Genomic DNA, 17,774 nt, shown 5'->3' on the forward strand with positions numbered 1-17,774 from the left:
AATTGAAGAAGTTATTGAGCAACCACACCAAATTTTATGCAGCATAAGTTACAATGGTAAAGAAGCTTTAATTCCTATTCATGAAGACAGTCTGGAGAAAGTAGATATAAAAAATCGTAAAGTTTTTGTTACGCTGCCCGATGGTTTACTGGAGATTTATCAATAATTTTTTACCATTTTTTAATTTAATTCTCTTACGTTGTTGTGCTTGTCGAAACCGGGTTAATTCAGCAAGAGCCCGCCTTCGATAAACTCAGGCTGACAACTTTTAGGTTTGTTACATTAGCAAGCAGTTTGTTTAAAATTTATACATATCACCTCTGCAACCTCTGTCCCTCAGCGTGCCATTTTCATTTCTCAAACAATCTTGCGGTTTACTAATTTATAAATACCACGGTTGCATCCTCAGTCCTCAGCGTGCCAATTTCTTTTGTAAATTAGCAGCGTGAAATCTCCCCAACGCATCATAGCTCATTTCGATCTCGATTCATTTTTTGTATCGGTAGAAATTTTAAACAATCCATCTTTAAAAGATAAACCCGTAATTGTTGGCGGCAGAGAACGTGGCGTAGTTGCAGCCTGCAGCTATGCAGCACGAAAGTTTGGTATTCACAGCGGCATGCCAAGTAAAAAAGCATTTCAGTTATGTCCGCAATTAATTGTGGCCAACAGCAGCCGTGGCGAATACAGCAGATACAGCCGCTGGGTTACCCAAATCATAGCCGCCAAAGCACCGCTTTTTGAAAAAGCCTCTATTGATGAATTCTATATTGACTTAACAGGCATGGAAAAATTCTTCAATCCGCTGCAATGGACAATTGATCTGCGAAAAGAAATTATTGACGAAACACAGTTGCCCATTTCATTTGGGTTAGCCAGTAATAAAATGATGGCTAAAATGGCTACTAATGCGGCCAAGCCTAATGGTTACCTGCAAATACCATTTGGGAAAGAAAAAGAATTTTTGGCACCGATGACCGTAAATAAAATTCCGGGAGTGGGAGAGCATACTTATGAGCAATTAAAAGCAATGGGCATATTTACCATAAAAGACATCAGCGAAAGAACAGCCGAAGCATTGGAAGAAAGATTGGGTAAATGGGGCTTAGATCTGTGGTATAAAAGCCAGGGCATTCATAATGGCGAAGTGAGCCAGTACCACGAAGCAAAATCAGTTTCTACCGAAAATACTTTTGATGAAAATAAAACGGATATGGTTTTTTTAATGAGCGAACTGGTGCGTATGGTGGAAAGGATCGCTTATGAATTAAGACAGGATGGAAAAGTTGCCGGATGTGTTGCAGTTAAAATCCGGTATCCCGATTTTGAAACTACATCAAGACAAACCACTGTGCCTTATACCTGTGCCGATGATGAAATTATTCCTGTGGCTAAAGAGTTGTTTAATAAGTTATGGAAGAAAGGTTCACCCATCCGGTTGATTGGCGTTAGGTTAAGCGAACTAACCAACGATGCCGTGCAAACCAATTTATTTGATGATGTGGAACGAAAAAATGATTTATACAAAGCCATTGATAATGTAAAGGGCAGGTTTGGAAAGGCTTCTGTTAAAAGAGCATCTTCAAATTAATAGTAAATTTTTAAATGGCGAATATCGAATGTTGCTAAAATTCCTATAGTGTTCAACACATTCGATATTCGCCGTTCGTAAATTCGATATTTAAAAATTACTCTGCGTCAATTAAATCATACAAAGTTTTCTTCTCTAAAATTTTTAATGTAGCATCTCTTGTAAAAGCCATGGCTTTATTTAAACCGCAGGTTGCTTCATTGCAATCTTTACATTTTTGATAAAAATTTAAACTCACACAGGGTATCATGGCAATAGGGCCATCTACAATTCTTATAGCCGAAGCCAGCGTTGTTTTTTTAGGAGCGTTTGCTAAAAAATAGCCACCGCCTTTACCTTTCTTACTGTCTAAAACCCCTTTGTTTTTTAATTGTAAAAGAATACTTTCTAAAAACTTAATAGGAATTTTTTTCTTGCGGGCAATTTCCGAAATTAATACAGGCCCCTCACCGTACTTAGCGGCAAGGTAACCAAGGGCTTTTAGGCCGTATTGAGTTTTTTTGGATAGCATATAAAACAAATATAGGTAAAGTTAAAAAAATATTTTAAAATATTAGTCTATTTAATCAGTAGAGTATTTATATTTGCAGTCTAAAATATTAAATATGAGTTTACGATTAGGGGATATTGCTCCCAACTTTAAAGCAAAAACATCTTTAGGCGAAATTGATTTTTACGAATATTTAGGCGATTCATGGGGGATATTATTTTCTCATCCTGCCGATTATACACCGGTTTGTACAACAGAACTGGGGCGTACTGCTGCCTTAAAAGACGAATTTGCAAAACGTAATGTTAAGGTGCTGGCATTAAGTGTTGACCCTGTTGATAAACATTTAGGCTGGATCGGTGATATTAATGAAACACAAAATTGCTCTGTCGAATTTCCAATAATTGCCGACGATGATAAAAAAGTTTCCGAGTTATACGATTTCATTCATCCCAATGCATCGGCAACTGCAACAGTTCGTTCGCTGGTGGTTATCGGGCCGGATAAAGCGGTAAAATTAATCATCACTTATCCTGCATCTACCGGAAGAAATTTCGTTGAAGTGTTACGTGTGGTAGATTCTTTACAACTTACTGCAAAATACAGTGTGGCTACACCTGCTAATTGGAAGGAAGGAGAAAAAGTTATTGTTGTACCAGCTGTTAGCACCGAAGATGCACTTAAAAAATTCCCGAAAGGATTGGAGATTGTAAAACCATATTTGCGTTACACACCGCAACCAAATATTGATTAATTTTTTATGTTGAATATTGAATGTGCGAATGTCGAATGTTTTTAAAATTTAAACACATTCGACATTCGCACATTTTCAATTCGATATTGTTAGGAATTTTTTTTCAACTGCTGCAATAACGCTCTCATATCTTTAGGCAACTCTGCAGTTAAATTAAATGCATTGCCTTCGGCGTCAGTAAATTTTAAACAATAAGAATGCAGTGCCAGCCTGTTCAGCATCGGTCGCTCTTCTTCATCGTGTTTACTAAGTTTATATTTTTTTTTGAGAGAAGATAGTAAAATAGGTTTACCATCACCGTACAGTTCATCACACGCTAAAGGATGACCAATATTTTTACAATGCACCCTTATCTGGTGGGTGCGGCCGGTATGCAATTGAAATTGTAAAAGCGAATAAGATTTATAATCTTCAATTACTTCATAATCGGTTACTGAAGGTTTGCCATTGCGGTGTATAACCATTAAACCTTTTTGCACCAGGTGTTCGCTGATAGGTGCGTCAATAGTGCCTTTTTTTTCAGCAGGCGAACCATGTACAATACCCTGGTAAAATTTTTCTACCCTTCTTTCTTCAAATGCCTGCGATAAAAATTTATGGGCGGTTTCGTTTTTTGCAAATAAAATAATGCCGCTGGTATCTTTATCTAAACGGTGCACCGTAAAAATGCTGCCGTATTTATTTATCAGCATATCTTTAAGGCTCACTTCACTTTGCATCCTGTCGGGGATAGATAAAAGCCCTGCAGGTTTATTTATAGCCAAAAAATTTTCATTCTCAAAAATGATAGCTGCAGCAAGTTTAAAAATCGGAGCAGGTTTTGGTGTATTTGAAAAATCAGGTAACATTTAAATCGGTTGTTTGGTTTTAGAAGCATTCATGTATTTAAGCAAACGAATTTCTTTATCGCTTAAATAACGCCACTTGCTGCGTTCTACATTTTTTTTGGTAAGATTGGCATACATCACCCGGTCTAATCCTTTTACATCGTAACCTAAATGTTCAAATATGCGGCGTACAATTCTGTTGCGGCCACTATGGATTTCAATACCTATTATCGATTTGTCTTTACTGTCGGCATAAGCAAGGCTGTCCACCTGCACTTCGCCATCTTCTAATTTTAATCCTTTTATAATTTTATCAAAATCTGTTTTGGTTAAAGGCTTATCTAATTTGGCTTCGTATATTTTTTTTATTTCGTAGCTGGGGTGCGATAATTTTTGAGTAAGATCACCATCGTTGGTAAGCAATAAAACACCTGATGTATTTCTATCCAAACGTCCTATTGGATAAACTCTTTCGGTAGTTGCTTTTTGTATTAATTGTAAAACTGTTTTTCTTCCCTGCGGATCATCGGTGGTAGTTATATAATCTTTTGGTTTGTTGAGTAAGATGTACACTAAATTTTTTGTGACAAATAATTTTTTGCCATTGTAAATTACTTCATCGGTTTGTTTTATTTTATAACCGGGTTCTGTTGCTACTTCGCCATTTATTTTCACTTTGCCTGCACTTATTAAAGCTACTGCATCTCTGCGGCTGCATACCCCGCAATGCGCCATAAATTTATTTAATGGCATTACACCTGTTGGTGCATTATCATTTGCTGCAGCTGCCTTTTCCGATTTAGCATGCGGCGTTTTTGCTGCACCTCCGGTTGGCTTAAATTTGGGAGTGGTACGGGTTCCATTTGCTTCGGCTGCAGGTTTTACCTCTTGCTTATTGCTTAATGCTAATGTTGCTTTTGAATTATCTGCGGCTTTAGTTGCCATACCATTTTTCTTGGCCATTCTAGCCTGGTATTCTTCTTCTTTTTTCTTATCGAAAAAGGCATTGCGTTCTTTCCGGTAAGTTTTCTTTTCCTGGCGTATTTGTTCTTTAACTACGCTGTTTTTTTTCTTTACGGTAAATTTTTGAAACGGAGACTGGCTCATAATTGAAGAGATTTACTGTTTTACAACAGGAGTGAGCTGCAAATATAGAAATAAAAAAGCGAACCCTGCGGTTCGCCTTTATTTTTACTGGTGGAGTTTTATTTAACTGCTTTCTTTCCTTTCCTGTCTTTTTTCATTTCTTCCATTTTTTTCAACTGATCGGCTGTAAATATTTTTTTGTTTTCTTCTTTCATTTGTGCTTTTAATGCATTCATGTTTTCTTTTTTTGCAGCTTTATCCATTTTATCATCTTGTTTAATGGCCTGCATTTTTAATTTCATTGCTTCATGCTGTGTTTTCATTTGCGCCATCTGTGCCTCAGTAAGATTTAATTTTGTCTTCATCTTATCCATTCTTGCTGCATCATGCTGTTGTCTTTTTGCCTGGTGCTCCGCTTTCATTTGTGTCATTTTCACTTTTTGTTCGGCTGTAAGCAGGCTTTCCATTTTGGCTTTCTGTTCGTTGTGCAGCGCCTCCTTTTTTTCACGGTATTCTTTTACTGTGATGTTATCGTTTTTGCTCAGCTGCTGCATTTGTGTTTTGTAACTTTCTTTATAAAGAGCAGCCTGCTTTTTCTGTTCTTCACTAAAGTTTAACTTTTGCGACAGATCATGTTTTTCATGTTTTTGATGTTTCCCTTTACTCATTCTTTTTTCCTGTGCATTGGCAGAAAGTGTAAGGGTGCCTAATGCAAATAATGCGATCAATAATTTTTTCATGGTAATTTAATTTTTATTTACTCATAGACCGCCGCAGGTAAACGGGGTTTAATCTGTAAAAAATATGTTTTGTTAAAGAAAAAATGGTTAGCACTACAAGGTGCCAACCATTTTATTAATGTTAAAAAGGATGCTGAAAATTTAACGCTATTTCTTATTAGCCAATTGACCACATGCAGCATCAATATCTTTACCACGGCTGCGGCGCACCCTTACATTTACACGGTGTTTGGCCAGGTAATCGGTAAATTGTTGAGTAGTGTCTTCATCGGGTTTAACAAACGAAGCGCCATCAATAGGATTATATTCAATTACATTTACTAAGTGTGTAGGGATTTGACGGTAAATTTTTACCAGGTCTTCCGCATCTTCCAAAGAATCGTTTACATTTTTTAAAAGAATGTATTCTAAAGTAATATCGTTTTTTGTTTTTTCGTAAAAATAATTTAGCGCTTCTGCCAATGCTTCAATATTATTGCTTTCGTTAATCGGCATTATAGCATCACGTTTTTTATCGGTCGCCGCATGTAAAGAAAGTGCCAAATTAAATTTCACTTTATCATCACCTAATTTCTTAATCATTTTTGCCACACCTGCTGTGGAAACGGTGATGCGTTTGGGGCTCATGGCTAAACCATCATTGCTTATAATTTTATCAATGGCCTGTAATACATTGGTGTAATTAAGCAATGGCTCGCCCATGCCCATAAAAACAATATTGCTTAATTTTTTATTGTACACTTTTTCGCTCTGCTGATTCAGTTGTGCTGCCTGATCGTAAATTTCATCAAAATTTAAATTGCGTTTGCGCTCCATTTTACCGGTGGCACAAAATGAGCAGGTAAGGCTGCAACCAATTTGAGAAGATACACAGGCAGTATTTCTTTTTTCAGTAGGTATCAGCACACCCTCAATAAAATGCCCGTCGAATGTTTTAAAACGTGATTTTATGGTGCCATCGCCGCTTATTTGTGTGGCATCGGTGGTTATGGCCGGTAAACTAAAATGTTCGGCTAATTTTATACGTAACTCTTTGCTTAGGTTACTCATATCATCAAAACTGGTGGCACTTTTCTTCCATATCCATTCGTAAGTTTGTATGGCACGAAATTTTTTATCGCCTATTGATTCGAAGTATTCTTTAAGTTCGGGAAGGGTGAGGGTTCTTATATTTTTAACTGCTGACATGCCGCAAAGGTACAATGCGTATAGCTAATTTGATAAACAATATGCTTTTATGGAGAGATTGGCAGAAAAATTGCAGCTTCATTAAAAACTTTTCCTATGCGTATAATTTCAACTTTAGTTATTGTATTTTTTATAGTGCTGCAATCCTGCAAAACAAAAAATAATGATGTTGTAGTGGTGCCGGACGACTGGCCCACCGACAGCATACGTATCCTAAAAAATAATTTAAATTTCCCCTGGGAAATTTTATGGGGTAAAGATGATTTTATATGGATGACAGAAAGAGGAGGCAAAATAAGTAAGATAAATCCCAAAACTAAAGAGGTTGTTTTTTCAACAAGCCTGCCCGATGCTGTTAGTAATGGTGAAGGCGGATTATTAGGCCTGGTGCAACACCCCGACTTTTTAACGAATGGCTTTTTTTATGCCGTGTATAATTATAATAACGGCGGCAATTATCTGGAGAAATTAGTGCAGTTTAAATTTATAAATAATAATCTTCAAACTGTTGCAACAATAATTGATAATATTCCTGCATCAAGTATTCATAACGGCAGCAGGCTTTGGATAACTACCGAAGCTGCACCAAAATTGTTTATGACAACAGGTGATGCATCAGTAGCGAATAATGCATTGCGGACAAGTTCTTTATCAGGTAAAGTTTTGCGGTTTAATTTAGATGGAAGTATTCCTGCCGACAATCCAATATCGGGTTCGCCCATTTGGAGTTTAGGGCACCGCAATCCACAGGGATTGGTGATGGCAAATGGTATTATGTATGCCAGCGAACATGGGCCAAATGTGGAAGATGAAGTAAACATTATAGAAAAAAATAGAAATTACGGATGGCCAACTGTAACGGGTCCATGTAACGACCCAGCCGAAATAACTTTTTGTGCAGCCAACAATGTAAAAGAACCCATTTGGAGCAGCGGTAATGTAACCTTTGCTTATTGCGGAATGGATTATTATAACAACGACCGTATTGCTGCCTGGAAAAATTGTTTATTACTTACTTCTTTAAAAGATGCCAACCTGAGGGTTTTAAAATTAAGTACCGATGGACTTAGTGTGGTTAGCGAACAGCAATTGTTTAAAAACAAGTTTGGCCGCATACGTGATATTTGTGTTTCGCCTGCCGGCAGGGTTTATTTATGTACCGGCAATGGCGGTAATGCGGATGTGCTGGTGGAAATATCCCAACCATAACTGCATTATTACTATAAATACTTTCTTTACATTTACAGAAATTCTGAAGAATTGTTGTGTTTTTAATAAAGAGGCAATCTACGCTTCGGTGAAAGCTCAATAAAGATTTTCTGTACAAGAGTGCGACGCCAATGAAGTTGAACAAAGCATCATAGCCCGGCTCAAAAAAAGTATTTATGCAAACTGTTTATGTAATTGATGCCATACGAACACCCATTGGTAAATATGGCGGTGCTTTAAGTAATATAAGGCCGGATGATTTGCTGGCTTATGTTATTAAGGCTTTGATAAAACGCAATGATTCTATTGACGTAAATGCGATTGAAGATGTGATTGCAGGTGCCGCCAATCAAAGCGGAGAAGATAACCGCAACGTTGCCCGTATGGCTGCTTTGCTTGCTGGGCTTCCCGTAACCGTTAGTGGCACAACTGTAAACCGTTTATGTGCCAGCGGACTGCAGGCTATTATGGATGCAGCAAGGGCAATTGCCTGCGGCGATGGTGATTTATACATTGCCTGTGGTGTGGAAAGTATGAGCAGGGCACCTTTTGTAATGCCAAAAGCAACCGCTGCTTTTGCAAGAGAGCCGCAAATTTTTGATACTACTTTGGGCTGGCGTTTTGTAAATAAAAAATTATCCGATCTCTATTATCCTTACACGATGGGGGAAACTGCGGAAAATGTTGCCCGGCAATGGAATATCAGCCGCAATGCACAGGACGAATTTGCAATGGAAAGCCAGCAAAAATATGCGAAGGCGCAGGCAGCAAATAAATTTAATGAAGAAATTATTCCATTGCAGGTTCAAATTGGTAAAGATGTTTTTGATTTTGATAAAGATGAGCATCCACGTTTATCTGATTTAGAAAAATTAGGACAACTAAAACCTGCTTTTGCAAAGGATGGTACTGTTACTGCCGGAAATTCTTCAGGAATAAATGATGGAGCTGCTGCAATGTTACTGGCAAGCGAAGCCGCAGTTATAAAATATGGATTGCAGCCCATTGCAAAAATTGTAAGTATGGCTGTTGCAGGTGTTGATCCTTCTATTATGGGTATTGGGCCTGTGCCTGCAACAAAAAAAGCTTTAGAAAGAGCGGCTTTAACTGTTGCTGATTTAGATCTGATTGAATTGAATGAAGCGTTTGCATCGCAATCTATTGCCTGCATACATGAATTGGGTTTGGACCTGGAAAAGATAAATGTAAATGGTGGTGCTATTGCTTTGGGGCATCCATTAGGTTGCAGTGGTGTAAGAATTTCTACTACATTATTATATGAATTAAAACGGCGTAAAGCAAGATATGGTTTGGCAACAATGTGTATTGGAGTGGGGCAGGGGGCAGCAGTGGTTTATGAAGCGTTATAATTTTTTTTTAGTATTTTTAAGAAATGAATTATTCTGAATACATATCAGTGAACCCAAACATCCGCTTTGGTAAACCATGCATTACTGGCACACGTATTAGTGTTTATGATGTGTTAAGCTGGCTGGCATCAGGGATGAGTTTTGATGAAATAATTGATGATTTCCCTCAAGTAAATAAAGAGCAAATACTTGCCTGTTTATCTTTTGCTGCTGATAAAGAACGCAAAATTAAAATTGCTGTATAAATGAAACTTTTGCTCGACGAGAATATTTCCTTTAAGCTTGTTAGCAAATTGCAGGATTTGTTTCCCGGAATTAAACATATCTCCAATTTTCAACTTAATTCAATTGATGATAAAATAATTTTTCAATTTGCAAAGGAAAATAATTTTGCAATTGTAACCTTCGATGAAGATTATTTTACACTTTCGGTTTTAAACAGTTTTCCTCCTAAAATAATTTGGTTAAGAACGGGAAATGTTTCTACAAATGCGCTGGAAAAAATTCTAAGAGATAAAGAATTAGTAGTAAAAGATTTTTTAGCAGATAACAATGAAGATGCTTACGGCTGCCTTGAAATAGATTGATTATAATTTATACAACAACTTTTTTACCAATCTAAAATTTACTGCAACAGATATTACAAGTAATAACAACGCAATTACCAACACCATCCAGTGGATAAATGGAGAAAGTTCTTCCTTGCCTTTCATAATAAATTGCTGAAAGGTAAAATGCAATAAGGCAGTTACAACAACTGCTGCTATTACCACAGCAACATAAACCGGTATCCATTTTTTTGCAACTGTTTTACTAAGCCAGTGCGGCGAATAACCCAATGTTAAAAGCAATTGTAAATTTTCTTTGCTTCTTGCAATCATCAATTGCAGATAAAAAGAAAACAACACCATGGCCAGCAAAATTACCAGTACACCAAAACCTGCAAGGCCGCTGACAATGGCCTGAAGAATTTGTTTTATCCTGCCAAATTTTGTTTTGTCTTTATTTACATGATAATTATTTTGCTGTAAATAATTAAGCAGATCCGGGTTGTTGGCATCTTTTGTTTTTAAATAAATTCTTGAAGCAGAAATTTCTTCTTTGCCTTCTAAATCTTTATTTAGTTTAGCTAAAAAATTTTCAGGCACCAGAATGCTGTTTATCCTGTCGCTAAAGGCAACTATACGGGCTTTAAAAAGCTGTTCACCATTGCGGCCGGTGCAGCGTAAAAAAATATTAATACCCATAGCAGTTTTTTCAGAAAGCTGCGGTAAATCCCAACTGCCGGAAAATACATTATACATTTCTAAAAAATCCGAAGAAAAAATTATGGGTACATCTGACTGGCCCTGTTGCCAGGTAAAATTTGATGGCACGGTATCAATAAAATCATTTTTTATGGCTTCAATAAATATATCGGTACTAAACGGAATTACCTGCCCGGCTCCGGCTACTGCTTTAAACTGATTGGCTTTTAAAAGTGCGGCATCAGTAATAAAGGGTTGTAATTTTATTTGCTGCAGATCAGCTTCTGTAAAGCGGTTATCCCTCGCCATATTTTCATCGGTAATGGTTTTGGTAACCGAAATAAAATCGAAGCCTGTTTTTTTAGGATTTTTCTCTTTTAATAATTGATTAATGTTGATATACATTTGAACTGAACATAACAGCAACAGCACACCAATACCCAAGCCAATATAACTGAGCCAGCGACTGGCTTTGTTTTGGCCGGTGTTTAAAAAAGGCGCAATGTTTTTAAATGTTAATGCCATCTATTGTTAATCAGTTAACTGGTTAATTTGTTTATTAGGTTTACAAATGCAATGTTCTGTCTGCATTAAAATATTCTATTGCTTTTAAATCGGCTAAAATGATTGAGGCTTTTCTCAATGCAGTTTCTTCCTCCATTAATTCCATTGCTTTTATTCTGTTACCTTCATCAAGGTGGCTAAAAGGTTCATCCAATAATAAAAAATTGAAAGGTTGTTGTAAACTGCGAATGATTGCAATGCGTTGCTGCTCGCCATAGCTGCAGGTTTTACAAAGTTTGTTAAGCTTATTTTCTATACCCAGTCTTTTTGCCATTGCGGCAATTTTGCTTTCGGTATGATAAGGATTTAACTGCCTTTTTATTTCTAAATTTTGTAAAACGGTTTGTTCGGCAAACAAACGTAAATCCTGAAAAACGATACTGATATTTTGCTGACGGTAAGTGGCAAATTTTTCTGCATCAAAATTGGCAATGGAATTATTGTCATACAAAATACTGCCGTTAAAATCTTTTCTCAACCCATATAAAAAATGAATGAGCGATGTTTTACCACTGCCGCTTGGTGCAACTATTTCAATTTTTTCGCCGGTATTAAATAAAAGAGTATTGTTCCATATCTGCGATTGGTTAATTTTTTCTTCTTCGATAAATGTGGGAACTACTTTTTGCAGTTGTATTTGCATGCAGCACAAAATTAAATATCCGCTGAAGTTGTTTTCCTTCAGCGGATACACTATAATTAATTTCCTTCTTTTACAGCGGGAGCTACAGGAACAGCAATATCACCTTTATTAAGTTCTTCAAAATTCACGTCAACTGTTCTGCGCTTTTTATCCTCTTCCATTTTTATTTTACTCAGCAGGCCCAGGTATTGATTCAATTGTTTTAAACTGTTGGTGCTTTTGTCCATTAAGTTTATTTCCATTGTTTGTGTTATACCGCCACCTTCAAAGTTGCCGCCTTTCATGTACACATTATCCCACATTTTTATGGAGGCATCGTAAACAACTTTTGCTGTACTGTCTTTAGAAAAATTAGTTTCTACAGCTTTTAAAATAAATTGCAAATTTACATATCCGCCAAAGGGGTTGCCGTTAATCTTACTTAAAAAATCAAAATTATTACTGCCTTTGTTTGCAAAATATTTATCAATATTTTCTTTTGAGTTACCAATAGCAAATAATTTTCCATCACTCTTGTAAGCAATAGGAATACCTGCAGGTACATCTTTCCCTAATTTTTCTCCGGCTTTAATTAAAAGGTTAAATGCTTCTTTATCTCCAATAGAACTGGCAAAAATAATATCGGGTTCTATATTATCACCTTTTGCATTATTTATTGCTGATGAAGTATCAGTTGATACTTTTTGTTTTAAATCGGTAAGTGCAATTAATACATCTCCTTTATTAGCTTTAATAAAATCATCCATACTAAAACCTGCAAATGCAAGCCCCATGTTAGCATACGCTTCCACACCCAGCAATTTTAAAAATTCTTTTATGCCTTCGGGTTTAAAACTCATGGCAAATACTGCAGCAACATCTTTTGAGGGTAAGCGCTTAATCATATCCTCATCAATATTTTTACCGCCGTATTTTTTATATAAGTCGGTCATCTCTTTTCCGGCATAACTTTTTGCATCCATTAAAATTTTACCATTTTCAAAATTTACAGTTGCAGCGGTAAAACTGCCTTCGTATAATTTACTGATGTTTAACATGGCCATTGCCGGCATTGAAGCCGTACCCTTATACAATTCTTCACTGTTCATCCAAAAATGTATATCACCGGTTTTCTTTACAAGCTCTGTAAATTTTTCATTTTTTGCCAATGAGTTATCTTCTTTTAAATCAAAAACAATTTTACATGCGGAACCAATATCACGTGATTTTTCTTTGTACATACCATTGCTATCTTTGCTCATGGCACTTTGCATATTCATTTGCGGTGCATCAACCAGGTACACAAATCTTTCTTTGTTCCAGCCCACACAAACAGGGTATTTGCTTACATAATTAACGCCATCTCTTTCGCTTTGCACACCGCCTTTAGTTACATCAAGTGTAAATAATTTAAATTTTTCAGCATCTTTAATGGTGCCGGTAAAAGCGCCAATGCCACCGATTGTATCTTTTTGTAAAAAAAATAATAAATCAGTTTTGGTGTCTATGCCGCTGTTGTCTGGATTATCCAACGCCAGTTTTACAAATGCAGGAATGCTGGTGTCGGCATACATTTGTTTAAACAGTTCGTTTTGTTTTACATCATCCCATGGTAATTTTGTGGAGAGTGATGCACCGTTTACAAGTACCGCAATGGCAGCATTTTTTGGAATAAATTTCCCTTCTTTGTTAGTTTTTGTACAGGAAGCAAATATTAAAACTGCAGAAACAGTTAATAATGCGTTACGAAAATTTGTTTGCATACTTTTGGTTTTTTGGTTGATACGATAAAAATGTTTTGGTAACCTTTAATTGTTGTTAAAAAAATTAATTAAGTTTTCAAAAATAACTACATGCTGCTCACCGGTGGCTAAATTTTTTACCTGGCAATAGTTTTGTTCAATTTCTTTGCTACCAATAATTACAGCGAAAGGAATTTTTTTATCTTCTGCATAGCGAAATTGTTTGGCAATTTTGGTTTCTTCAATATGGAACAATTCGCAGGCAACACCTGCTTTACGCAGCTTTTGCATTACAGTAAATGCAAAATTACTTTCAGTTTCTCCCATATTAAAAAACAAAGCTTTTGTACTTACCTGTAAATTTTCCGGAAATAATTTTAATTCTTCCAGTACATCATAAATCCTGTCAACCCCAAAGCTAATGCCCACACCGGGTATATCGGGCACGCCAAACAAACCTGTTAAATCATCGTACCTGCCACCGCCGCCAATGCTGCCCATTTGTACAATGGCAGGTGCTTTAGCTTCGTAAATAATTCCGGTGTAATAATTTAAACCTCGTGCCAGTGTAAAATCAACCACTACATTTTTGCCTGCTGTGTGTTGCAATATTTTTTTAATTTCTTCAAGGCCACGTTTTGTTTCGGGCATTTTGCCCAGCAAATTAATCAACTGTTCTACTTTTTCTTCGTTGGTTCCGCTGATGGCAATGTATTTTTCAATCAGTTCAATTTGAAATTCTGTTAATCCTTTTTCTGATAATTCTGCTTTTACTTTGTTTACGCTTACTTTATCTAATTTATCAATAGCGGTAGTAATCACTACCAATTTATCGGTAGCATTGCAAGCCCTTGCCAATGCCGATAAAATTTTGCGGCTGTTTATTTTTAATTCATAGTCAAATAACCCCAGGCGGTTAAAAACTTCATCATAAATTAATGCAAACTCCACATCATTCATTAAAGAATAACTCCCTACCACATCTGCATCGCATTGCGTAAACTCACGGTAGCGGCCTTTTTGCGGCCTGTCGGCACGCCATACCGGTTGTATCTGGTAGCGTTTAAATGGGAAAGATAATTTGGTATGATTCATGGCCACATACCTAGCAAAAGGAATGGTAAGATCATATTTTAAAGCTCTCTCTGTAACATCAACACTGTTTTTCCCCTCTAAAACTTTTTCAAAACCTGCTTTTGCCGCTTCAATATTTTTTTCGTTGTTGAGGCCGTTATTTAAAATTTTAAAAATTAATTTATCGCCTTCGTCGCCATATTTACCCATTAAGGTTTCTAAGTTTTCCATTGCAGGTGTTTCTAATGGTTGAAACCCATACAATTCAAAAACTGTTTTTATGGTGTTGAGAATATAATTTCTTTTCCTGATGGTTTGAGCCGAAAAATCCCTGGTGCCTTGTGGTATGGATGGTTTATTGATCATGTTGTGTTGTGAATATAAGGGGTAATTTACTTAGTAAATATTTCAAATTGAAAAAAGGATTACCTGTTTTTTTTGAGAACCAAAAATAGCATCTATTTACCAACTTCTCGAAGTACAATTTTTTCGCAGGCCTGTTCAATTAATTTATACGTTTCATGATAGCCTTTTTCGGGACCACTCCATGGGTCGGGTACACATTTGTTTGCACCTGGATACAATTCGTTTAATATTAATGCTACTTTTTCTGGTTCGAATTTATCTTTTGCTATCCACTTCATATCATCCACCACATCTTTAGCCATGGCATAAATTATATCATATTTTTCAAAATCTGCAGCAACAAATTGCCTGCTTCTTTGTCCGCTGATATCAATGCCATTTTGTAAACCCACTTTAATACTCATTTGATGAGGCGGCTCGCCATTATGATAACCGTTAGTGCCTGCACTTTCCACCGTCCAGTTTAATCCGGCTTGCAATGCTTTGTTTTTTAAAATTCCTTCTGCCAATGGACTTCTGCAAATATTGCCCAGGCATACCATTAAAATTTTCATGGCGCAAAGATAATTGGGAATGAGTCAATGGTCAATGGTCAATGGTCAATAAAAAGTAAAGCGATAACATTACAAGCACCAAACCAAAAACTAAAATTGCTTTATGGAATTTTTACACAATATCATCTCATTTACGAACAGGCGCTTGTTTCAAAAATATTCATTCATCTCTCGAATTACAGTCGGGATTAAAACTAACAAAATGAAAACAGAATTAATTTTGAAAAGCGATGTATTAGATATTCTTTTTGAAAACCGGAACAAAGAATACGGTGCTTATAACCTGCGTAAATTTTATGATAACAGGTTAATGAAATCGGTTGCAGTAATGATTGGATTTGTAATAGTGTTATCAGCATTTACTTTTATTCCTAAAAAGAAAATGGTTGCAGAAAATGGAATGTACGAAACGATAACTACACACATTGCTGAGGCAGACAAAAAACCAGAAAAAAAAGAACAAAAAGAAAAAACTAAGGCAATAGAAAAACCTGTTACTACAAAAAAGGATGTAGCCAATATTGTAATAACTAGAGATAAGGCTGATACAGTACAAACAATTGACGAAAAAGATAAAATTGCTAGTGTAACTAATATTGTACCTGGCTCCGAAGGGCCTGGTGTAATTAAGCCCTTTGATGGAGAACCTGGGGGTGGTGAAAAAGGCCCTGATGTTGTAATTGTAAAACCAGCAATCGATATTAAAACACCCACTTACAGTCCTGATATTATGCCTTCTTATCCCGGCGGAATGGAAGCATTAAGAAAATTTTTACAAAGAAATTTAAACAATCCTAAAGAAATGGAAGAAGGAGAAGAAGTAAGTGTAAAAGTGAAATTTGTGGTAGACTACGATGGAAAATTACAAAGTTTTGTAACCGTACAGGATGGTGGGGAAGAATTTAATAAAGAAGTGGTAAGGGTGTTGAAAAAAATGCCCAACTGGGTTCCCGGAAAAACTAACGGACAAAATGTATCAGTTTATTTTACGATACCTGTAAAGTTTGTTCCGGCTAACTGATTTACGCCATAAATTATGTAATTTGCCATCCCGATATTATTTTAAACTGTAAGGCTTTGCACCTTACAGTTCTTTTTTAAAAAAATATTTTATGGCACTGGAAGAATTTGAAAAAGAAGAACCGAATAACAGGGATAAAAATCTTATCCGCATGCGGAGCATTACCAATTATACTATGGGAGTGTTTTTTATAGCTGCTGGTTTTTTCTTTATGTTCCCCAATAAATATTCCATTGAGTTTTTAAGCAAATACGATTCGGACTTAATGAAAATGTTTGCAGTAATATGTTGGATTTATGGCGTGTTCAGGATGTTCAGAGGGTACAGTAAAAATTATTTTAAAGACTGATGATAAAAAATATCGTGACGAGCATAAAAAAAAGTACCGGCTTTATAATTATTGTTTGTACGCTGTTTGCTGCAGCCTGTAAAAGTAAATATAAAGGCACAGCACTCGATTCGCCAACCGAAGGCACTATTAATATAAGTGTAGATGAATCTTACAAACCAATTATTGAGGAGCAGATAAAAGTTTTTGAAGCCTCTTACCCCAAAGCGAAAATTATTGCCCATTATAAAACAGAAGCCGATTGCTTTAAAGATATATTAAACGATTCGGCAACAAGAATGATTATTGCTACACGGGGTTTAAATCCAAAAGAAGAAGATTTTTTTAAAAGCACTTTAAACTATGTACCCGTTTGGGGTACTGTTGCATCCGATGCCATTGTGGTGGTGGTAAATGGTAAAAGCAACGATACTTTATTTACTATCGACAGGTTGAAAAAACAATTGTCGGGTGCAATGGGTAAAAAACAAACTTTTATTTTTGATGGATTGAATGCAACCAGTATAGTGCGTTTTGCAGTCGATAGTATATTGCGTGGCCAAAAATTCGATAGCAGCGTTGTAAAAGCGGTAAAGAGCAGCAGGGAAGTATTGGAATATGTTGCTACTGATGAAAACGCTGTGGGCTTTGTTGGGATAAGCTGGATAGGAAACCCGGAAGATACAGGACAGGTTAATATGTTAAAGAAAGTGAAAATGGCGTATATAAAATGTGATAACTGTGCCGACTCGATGTATGTAAAACCAACACAGCTGGGCATCTTAACTAAAAGATACCCTTTGGTACGTGGTTTGTATTACATCGCCAAAGAAAGTAGTGCAGGGCTTGGTACAGGGTTTACAAGTTTTTTAAAAAATGAAAGAGGGCAGCTTATTTTCAGAAGGGCATATTTAGGACATAAAATGAGTTTTTATATAAGAAATGTAAAGATCAACGAAAAATTATAAAAAGATTATTCGGTTTTTTGAAGAAAGTGTCTA

The 17,774-nt window shown here is 36.2% G+C and carries 20 protein-coding genes; 10 read left to right on the plus strand and 10 right to left on the minus strand.

The features are described from left to right. Positions 1 to 13 precede the first annotated feature (13 nt). Together ACY651_RS06770 and dinB are read left to right on the plus strand one after the other, a co-directional pair. Complete coding sequence (locus ACY651_RS06770) at positions 14 to 166, plus strand: hypothetical protein (RefSeq protein ID WP_462251091.1); 153 nt, start codon at positions 14 to 16, stop codon at positions 164 to 166. A 279-nt stretch (positions 167 to 445) separates the two neighbouring features. Then, positions 446 to 1,591: a DNA polymerase IV gene (gene dinB, locus ACY651_RS06775; protein ID WP_462250999.1), complete on the plus strand. Its 1,146-nt coding sequence runs from the start codon at positions 446 to 448 to the stop codon at positions 1,589 to 1,591. Between the two features lie 97 nt (positions 1,592 to 1,688). Here dinB and ACY651_RS06780 read toward each other — a convergent pair whose 3' ends face one another. Next, positions 1,689 to 2,102 carry an RrF2 family transcriptional regulator gene (locus ACY651_RS06780; RefSeq protein ID WP_462251001.1) on the minus strand — a complete coding sequence of 138 codons (414 nt, stop codon included), beginning with the start codon at positions 2,100 to 2,102 and terminating at the stop codon, positions 1,689 to 1,691. Positions 2,103 to 2,196: 94 nt separating this feature from the next. Between ACY651_RS06780 and ACY651_RS06785 the strand changes: the two genes are divergently transcribed. Further along, positions 2,197 to 2,835, plus strand: coding sequence for a peroxiredoxin (locus ACY651_RS06785; RefSeq protein WP_462251003.1), 639 nt, complete (start codon positions 2,197 to 2,199; stop codon positions 2,833 to 2,835). Between the two features lie 89 nt (positions 2,836 to 2,924). Here ACY651_RS06785 and ACY651_RS06790 read toward each other — a convergent pair whose 3' ends face one another. The 4 genes from ACY651_RS06790 to rlmN form a co-directional block, all read right to left on the minus strand. Then, on the minus strand, positions 2,925 to 3,683 hold the full coding sequence (locus tag ACY651_RS06790; protein ID WP_462251005.1) for an RluA family pseudouridine synthase: 759 nt from the start codon (positions 3,681 to 3,683) through the stop codon (positions 2,925 to 2,927). Beyond that, the gene (locus tag ACY651_RS06795) at positions 3,684 to 4,769 is read right to left on the minus strand and encodes a pseudouridine synthase (protein WP_462251007.1); all 1,086 of its coding nucleotides are present in this window, start codon (positions 4,767 to 4,769) and stop codon (positions 3,684 to 3,686) included. It lies immediately after the preceding gene. Between the two features lie 98 nt (positions 4,770 to 4,867). Further along, positions 4,868 to 5,488, minus strand: a complete 621-nt coding sequence (locus tag ACY651_RS06800) for a hypothetical protein (protein ID WP_462251009.1) — start codon at positions 5,486 to 5,488, stop codon at positions 4,868 to 4,870. A 147-nt stretch (positions 5,489 to 5,635) separates the two neighbouring features. Further along, complete coding sequence (rlmN, locus tag ACY651_RS06805; RefSeq protein ID WP_462251011.1) at positions 5,636 to 6,676, minus strand: dual-specificity RNA methyltransferase RlmN; 1,041 nt, start codon at positions 6,674 to 6,676, stop codon at positions 5,636 to 5,638. Between the two features lie 96 nt (positions 6,677 to 6,772). On the opposite strand from rlmN, the gene ACY651_RS06810 reads away from it, so the two are divergent. From ACY651_RS06810 to ACY651_RS06825, 4 genes are all read left to right on the plus strand, one after another. After that, positions 6,773 to 7,885: a PQQ-dependent sugar dehydrogenase gene (locus ACY651_RS06810; RefSeq protein WP_462251013.1), complete on the plus strand. Its 1,113-nt coding sequence runs from the start codon at positions 6,773 to 6,775 to the stop codon at positions 7,883 to 7,885. Between the two features lie 176 nt (positions 7,886 to 8,061). Then, entirely contained in the window at positions 8,062 to 9,255 is a 1,194-nt protein-coding gene (locus tag ACY651_RS06815; RefSeq protein WP_462251015.1) for a thiolase family protein, read from the plus strand. A 47-nt stretch (positions 9,256 to 9,302) separates the two neighbouring features. Further along, entirely contained in the window at positions 9,303 to 9,500 is a 198-nt protein-coding gene (locus ACY651_RS06820; RefSeq protein ID WP_462251017.1) for a DUF433 domain-containing protein, read from the plus strand. Further along, positions 9,501 to 9,842, plus strand: coding sequence for a DUF5615 family PIN-like protein (locus tag ACY651_RS06825; protein WP_462251019.1), 342 nt, complete (start codon positions 9,501 to 9,503; stop codon positions 9,840 to 9,842). Here ACY651_RS06825 and ACY651_RS06830 read toward each other — a convergent pair whose 3' ends face one another. The 5 genes from ACY651_RS06830 to ACY651_RS06850 form a co-directional block, all read right to left on the minus strand. Then, positions 9,843 to 11,027 carry an FtsX-like permease family protein gene (locus ACY651_RS06830; protein WP_462251021.1) on the minus strand — a complete coding sequence of 395 codons (1,185 nt, stop codon included), beginning with the start codon at positions 11,025 to 11,027 and terminating at the stop codon, positions 9,843 to 9,845. 40 nt (positions 11,028 to 11,067) lie between these two features. Then, positions 11,068 to 11,709: an ATP-binding cassette domain-containing protein gene (locus ACY651_RS06835; protein ID WP_462251023.1), complete on the minus strand. Its 642-nt coding sequence runs from the start codon at positions 11,707 to 11,709 to the stop codon at positions 11,068 to 11,070. 56 nt (positions 11,710 to 11,765) lie between these two features. Further along, positions 11,766 to 13,451 (minus strand): DUF4836 family protein, encoded by a 1,686-nt coding sequence (locus tag ACY651_RS06840; RefSeq protein WP_462251025.1) that lies wholly within the window; start codon positions 13,449 to 13,451, stop codon positions 11,766 to 11,768. A gap of 45 nt (positions 13,452 to 13,496) precedes the next feature. Then, on the minus strand, positions 13,497 to 14,870 hold the full coding sequence (gene hisS, locus ACY651_RS06845; protein WP_462251027.1) for a histidine--tRNA ligase: 1,374 nt from the start codon (positions 14,868 to 14,870) through the stop codon (positions 13,497 to 13,499). A gap of 92 nt (positions 14,871 to 14,962) precedes the next feature. Further along, complete coding sequence (locus ACY651_RS06850) at positions 14,963 to 15,424, minus strand: low molecular weight protein-tyrosine-phosphatase (RefSeq protein ID WP_462251029.1); 462 nt, start codon at positions 15,422 to 15,424, stop codon at positions 14,963 to 14,965. Positions 15,425 to 15,626: 202 nt separating this feature from the next. Here ACY651_RS06850 and ACY651_RS06855 point away from each other — a divergent pair, with 202 nt between their 5' ends. The 3 genes from ACY651_RS06855 (at position 15,627) to ACY651_RS06865 (ending at position 17,741) form a co-directional block, all read left to right on the plus strand. Further along, positions 15,627 to 16,445: an energy transducer TonB gene (locus ACY651_RS06855; protein WP_462251031.1), complete on the plus strand. Its 819-nt coding sequence runs from the start codon at positions 15,627 to 15,629 to the stop codon at positions 16,443 to 16,445. A gap of 91 nt (positions 16,446 to 16,536) precedes the next feature. Next, entirely contained in the window at positions 16,537 to 16,794 is a 258-nt protein-coding gene (locus tag ACY651_RS06860) for a hypothetical protein (RefSeq protein WP_462251033.1), read from the plus strand. Further along, positions 16,794 to 17,741 (plus strand): PstS family phosphate ABC transporter substrate-binding protein, encoded by a 948-nt coding sequence (locus ACY651_RS06865; protein WP_462251035.1) that lies wholly within the window; start codon positions 16,794 to 16,796, stop codon positions 17,739 to 17,741. Before ACY651_RS06860 ends, ACY651_RS06865 begins: the two co-directional genes overlap by 1 nt. Positions 17,742 to 17,774: the final 33 nt, after the last annotated feature.

The sequence above is a fragment of the Ferruginibacter sp. genome (assembly GCF_031391665.1).
Lineage (GTDB): Bacteria > Bacteroidota > Bacteroidia > Chitinophagales > Chitinophagaceae > Ferruginibacter.

Coding starts and splice junctions, on each gene's coding strand:
- rlmN (WP_462251011.1), bottom strand. CDS start 6,676: ATGTCAGCAGTTAAAAATATAAGAACCCTCACCCTTCCCGAACTTAAA.
- ACY651_RS06865 (WP_462251035.1), top strand. CDS start 16,794: ATGATAAAAAATATCGTGACGAGCATAAAAAAAAGTACCGGCTTTATA.
- ACY651_RS06835 (WP_462251023.1), bottom strand. CDS start 11,709: ATGCAAATACAACTGCAAAAAGTAGTTCCCACATTTATCGAAGAAGAA.
- ACY651_RS06840 (WP_462251025.1), bottom strand. CDS start 13,451: ATGCAAACAAATTTTCGTAACGCATTATTAACTGTTTCTGCAGTTTTA.
- ACY651_RS06830 (WP_462251021.1), bottom strand. CDS start 11,027: ATGGCATTAACATTTAAAAACATTGCGCCTTTTTTAAACACCGGCCAA.
- ACY651_RS06800 (WP_462251009.1), bottom strand. CDS start 5,488: ATGAAAAAATTATTGATCGCATTATTTGCATTAGGCACCCTTACACTT.
- ACY651_RS06860 (WP_462251033.1), top strand. CDS start 16,537: ATGGCACTGGAAGAATTTGAAAAAGAAGAACCGAATAACAGGGATAAA.
- ACY651_RS06795 (WP_462251007.1), bottom strand. CDS start 4,769: ATGAGCCAGTCTCCGTTTCAAAAATTTACCGTAAAGAAAAAAAACAGC.
- ACY651_RS06785 (WP_462251003.1), top strand. CDS start 2,197: ATGAGTTTACGATTAGGGGATATTGCTCCCAACTTTAAAGCAAAAACA.
- ACY651_RS06825 (WP_462251019.1), top strand. CDS start 9,501: ATGAAACTTTTGCTCGACGAGAATATTTCCTTTAAGCTTGTTAGCAAA.
- ACY651_RS06815 (WP_462251015.1), top strand. CDS start 8,062: ATGCAAACTGTTTATGTAATTGATGCCATACGAACACCCATTGGTAAA.
- ACY651_RS06780 (WP_462251001.1), bottom strand. CDS start 2,102: ATGCTATCCAAAAAAACTCAATACGGCCTAAAAGCCCTTGGTTACCTT.
- ACY651_RS06790 (WP_462251005.1), bottom strand. CDS start 3,683: ATGTTACCTGATTTTTCAAATACACCAAAACCTGCTCCGATTTTTAAA.
- ACY651_RS06850 (WP_462251029.1), bottom strand. CDS start 15,424: ATGAAAATTTTAATGGTATGCCTGGGCAATATTTGCAGAAGTCCATTG.
- ACY651_RS06810 (WP_462251013.1), top strand. CDS start 6,773: ATGCGTATAATTTCAACTTTAGTTATTGTATTTTTTATAGTGCTGCAA.
- hisS (WP_462251027.1), bottom strand. CDS start 14,870: ATGATCAATAAACCATCCATACCACAAGGCACCAGGGATTTTTCGGCT.
- ACY651_RS06855 (WP_462251031.1), top strand. CDS start 15,627: ATGAAAACAGAATTAATTTTGAAAAGCGATGTATTAGATATTCTTTTT.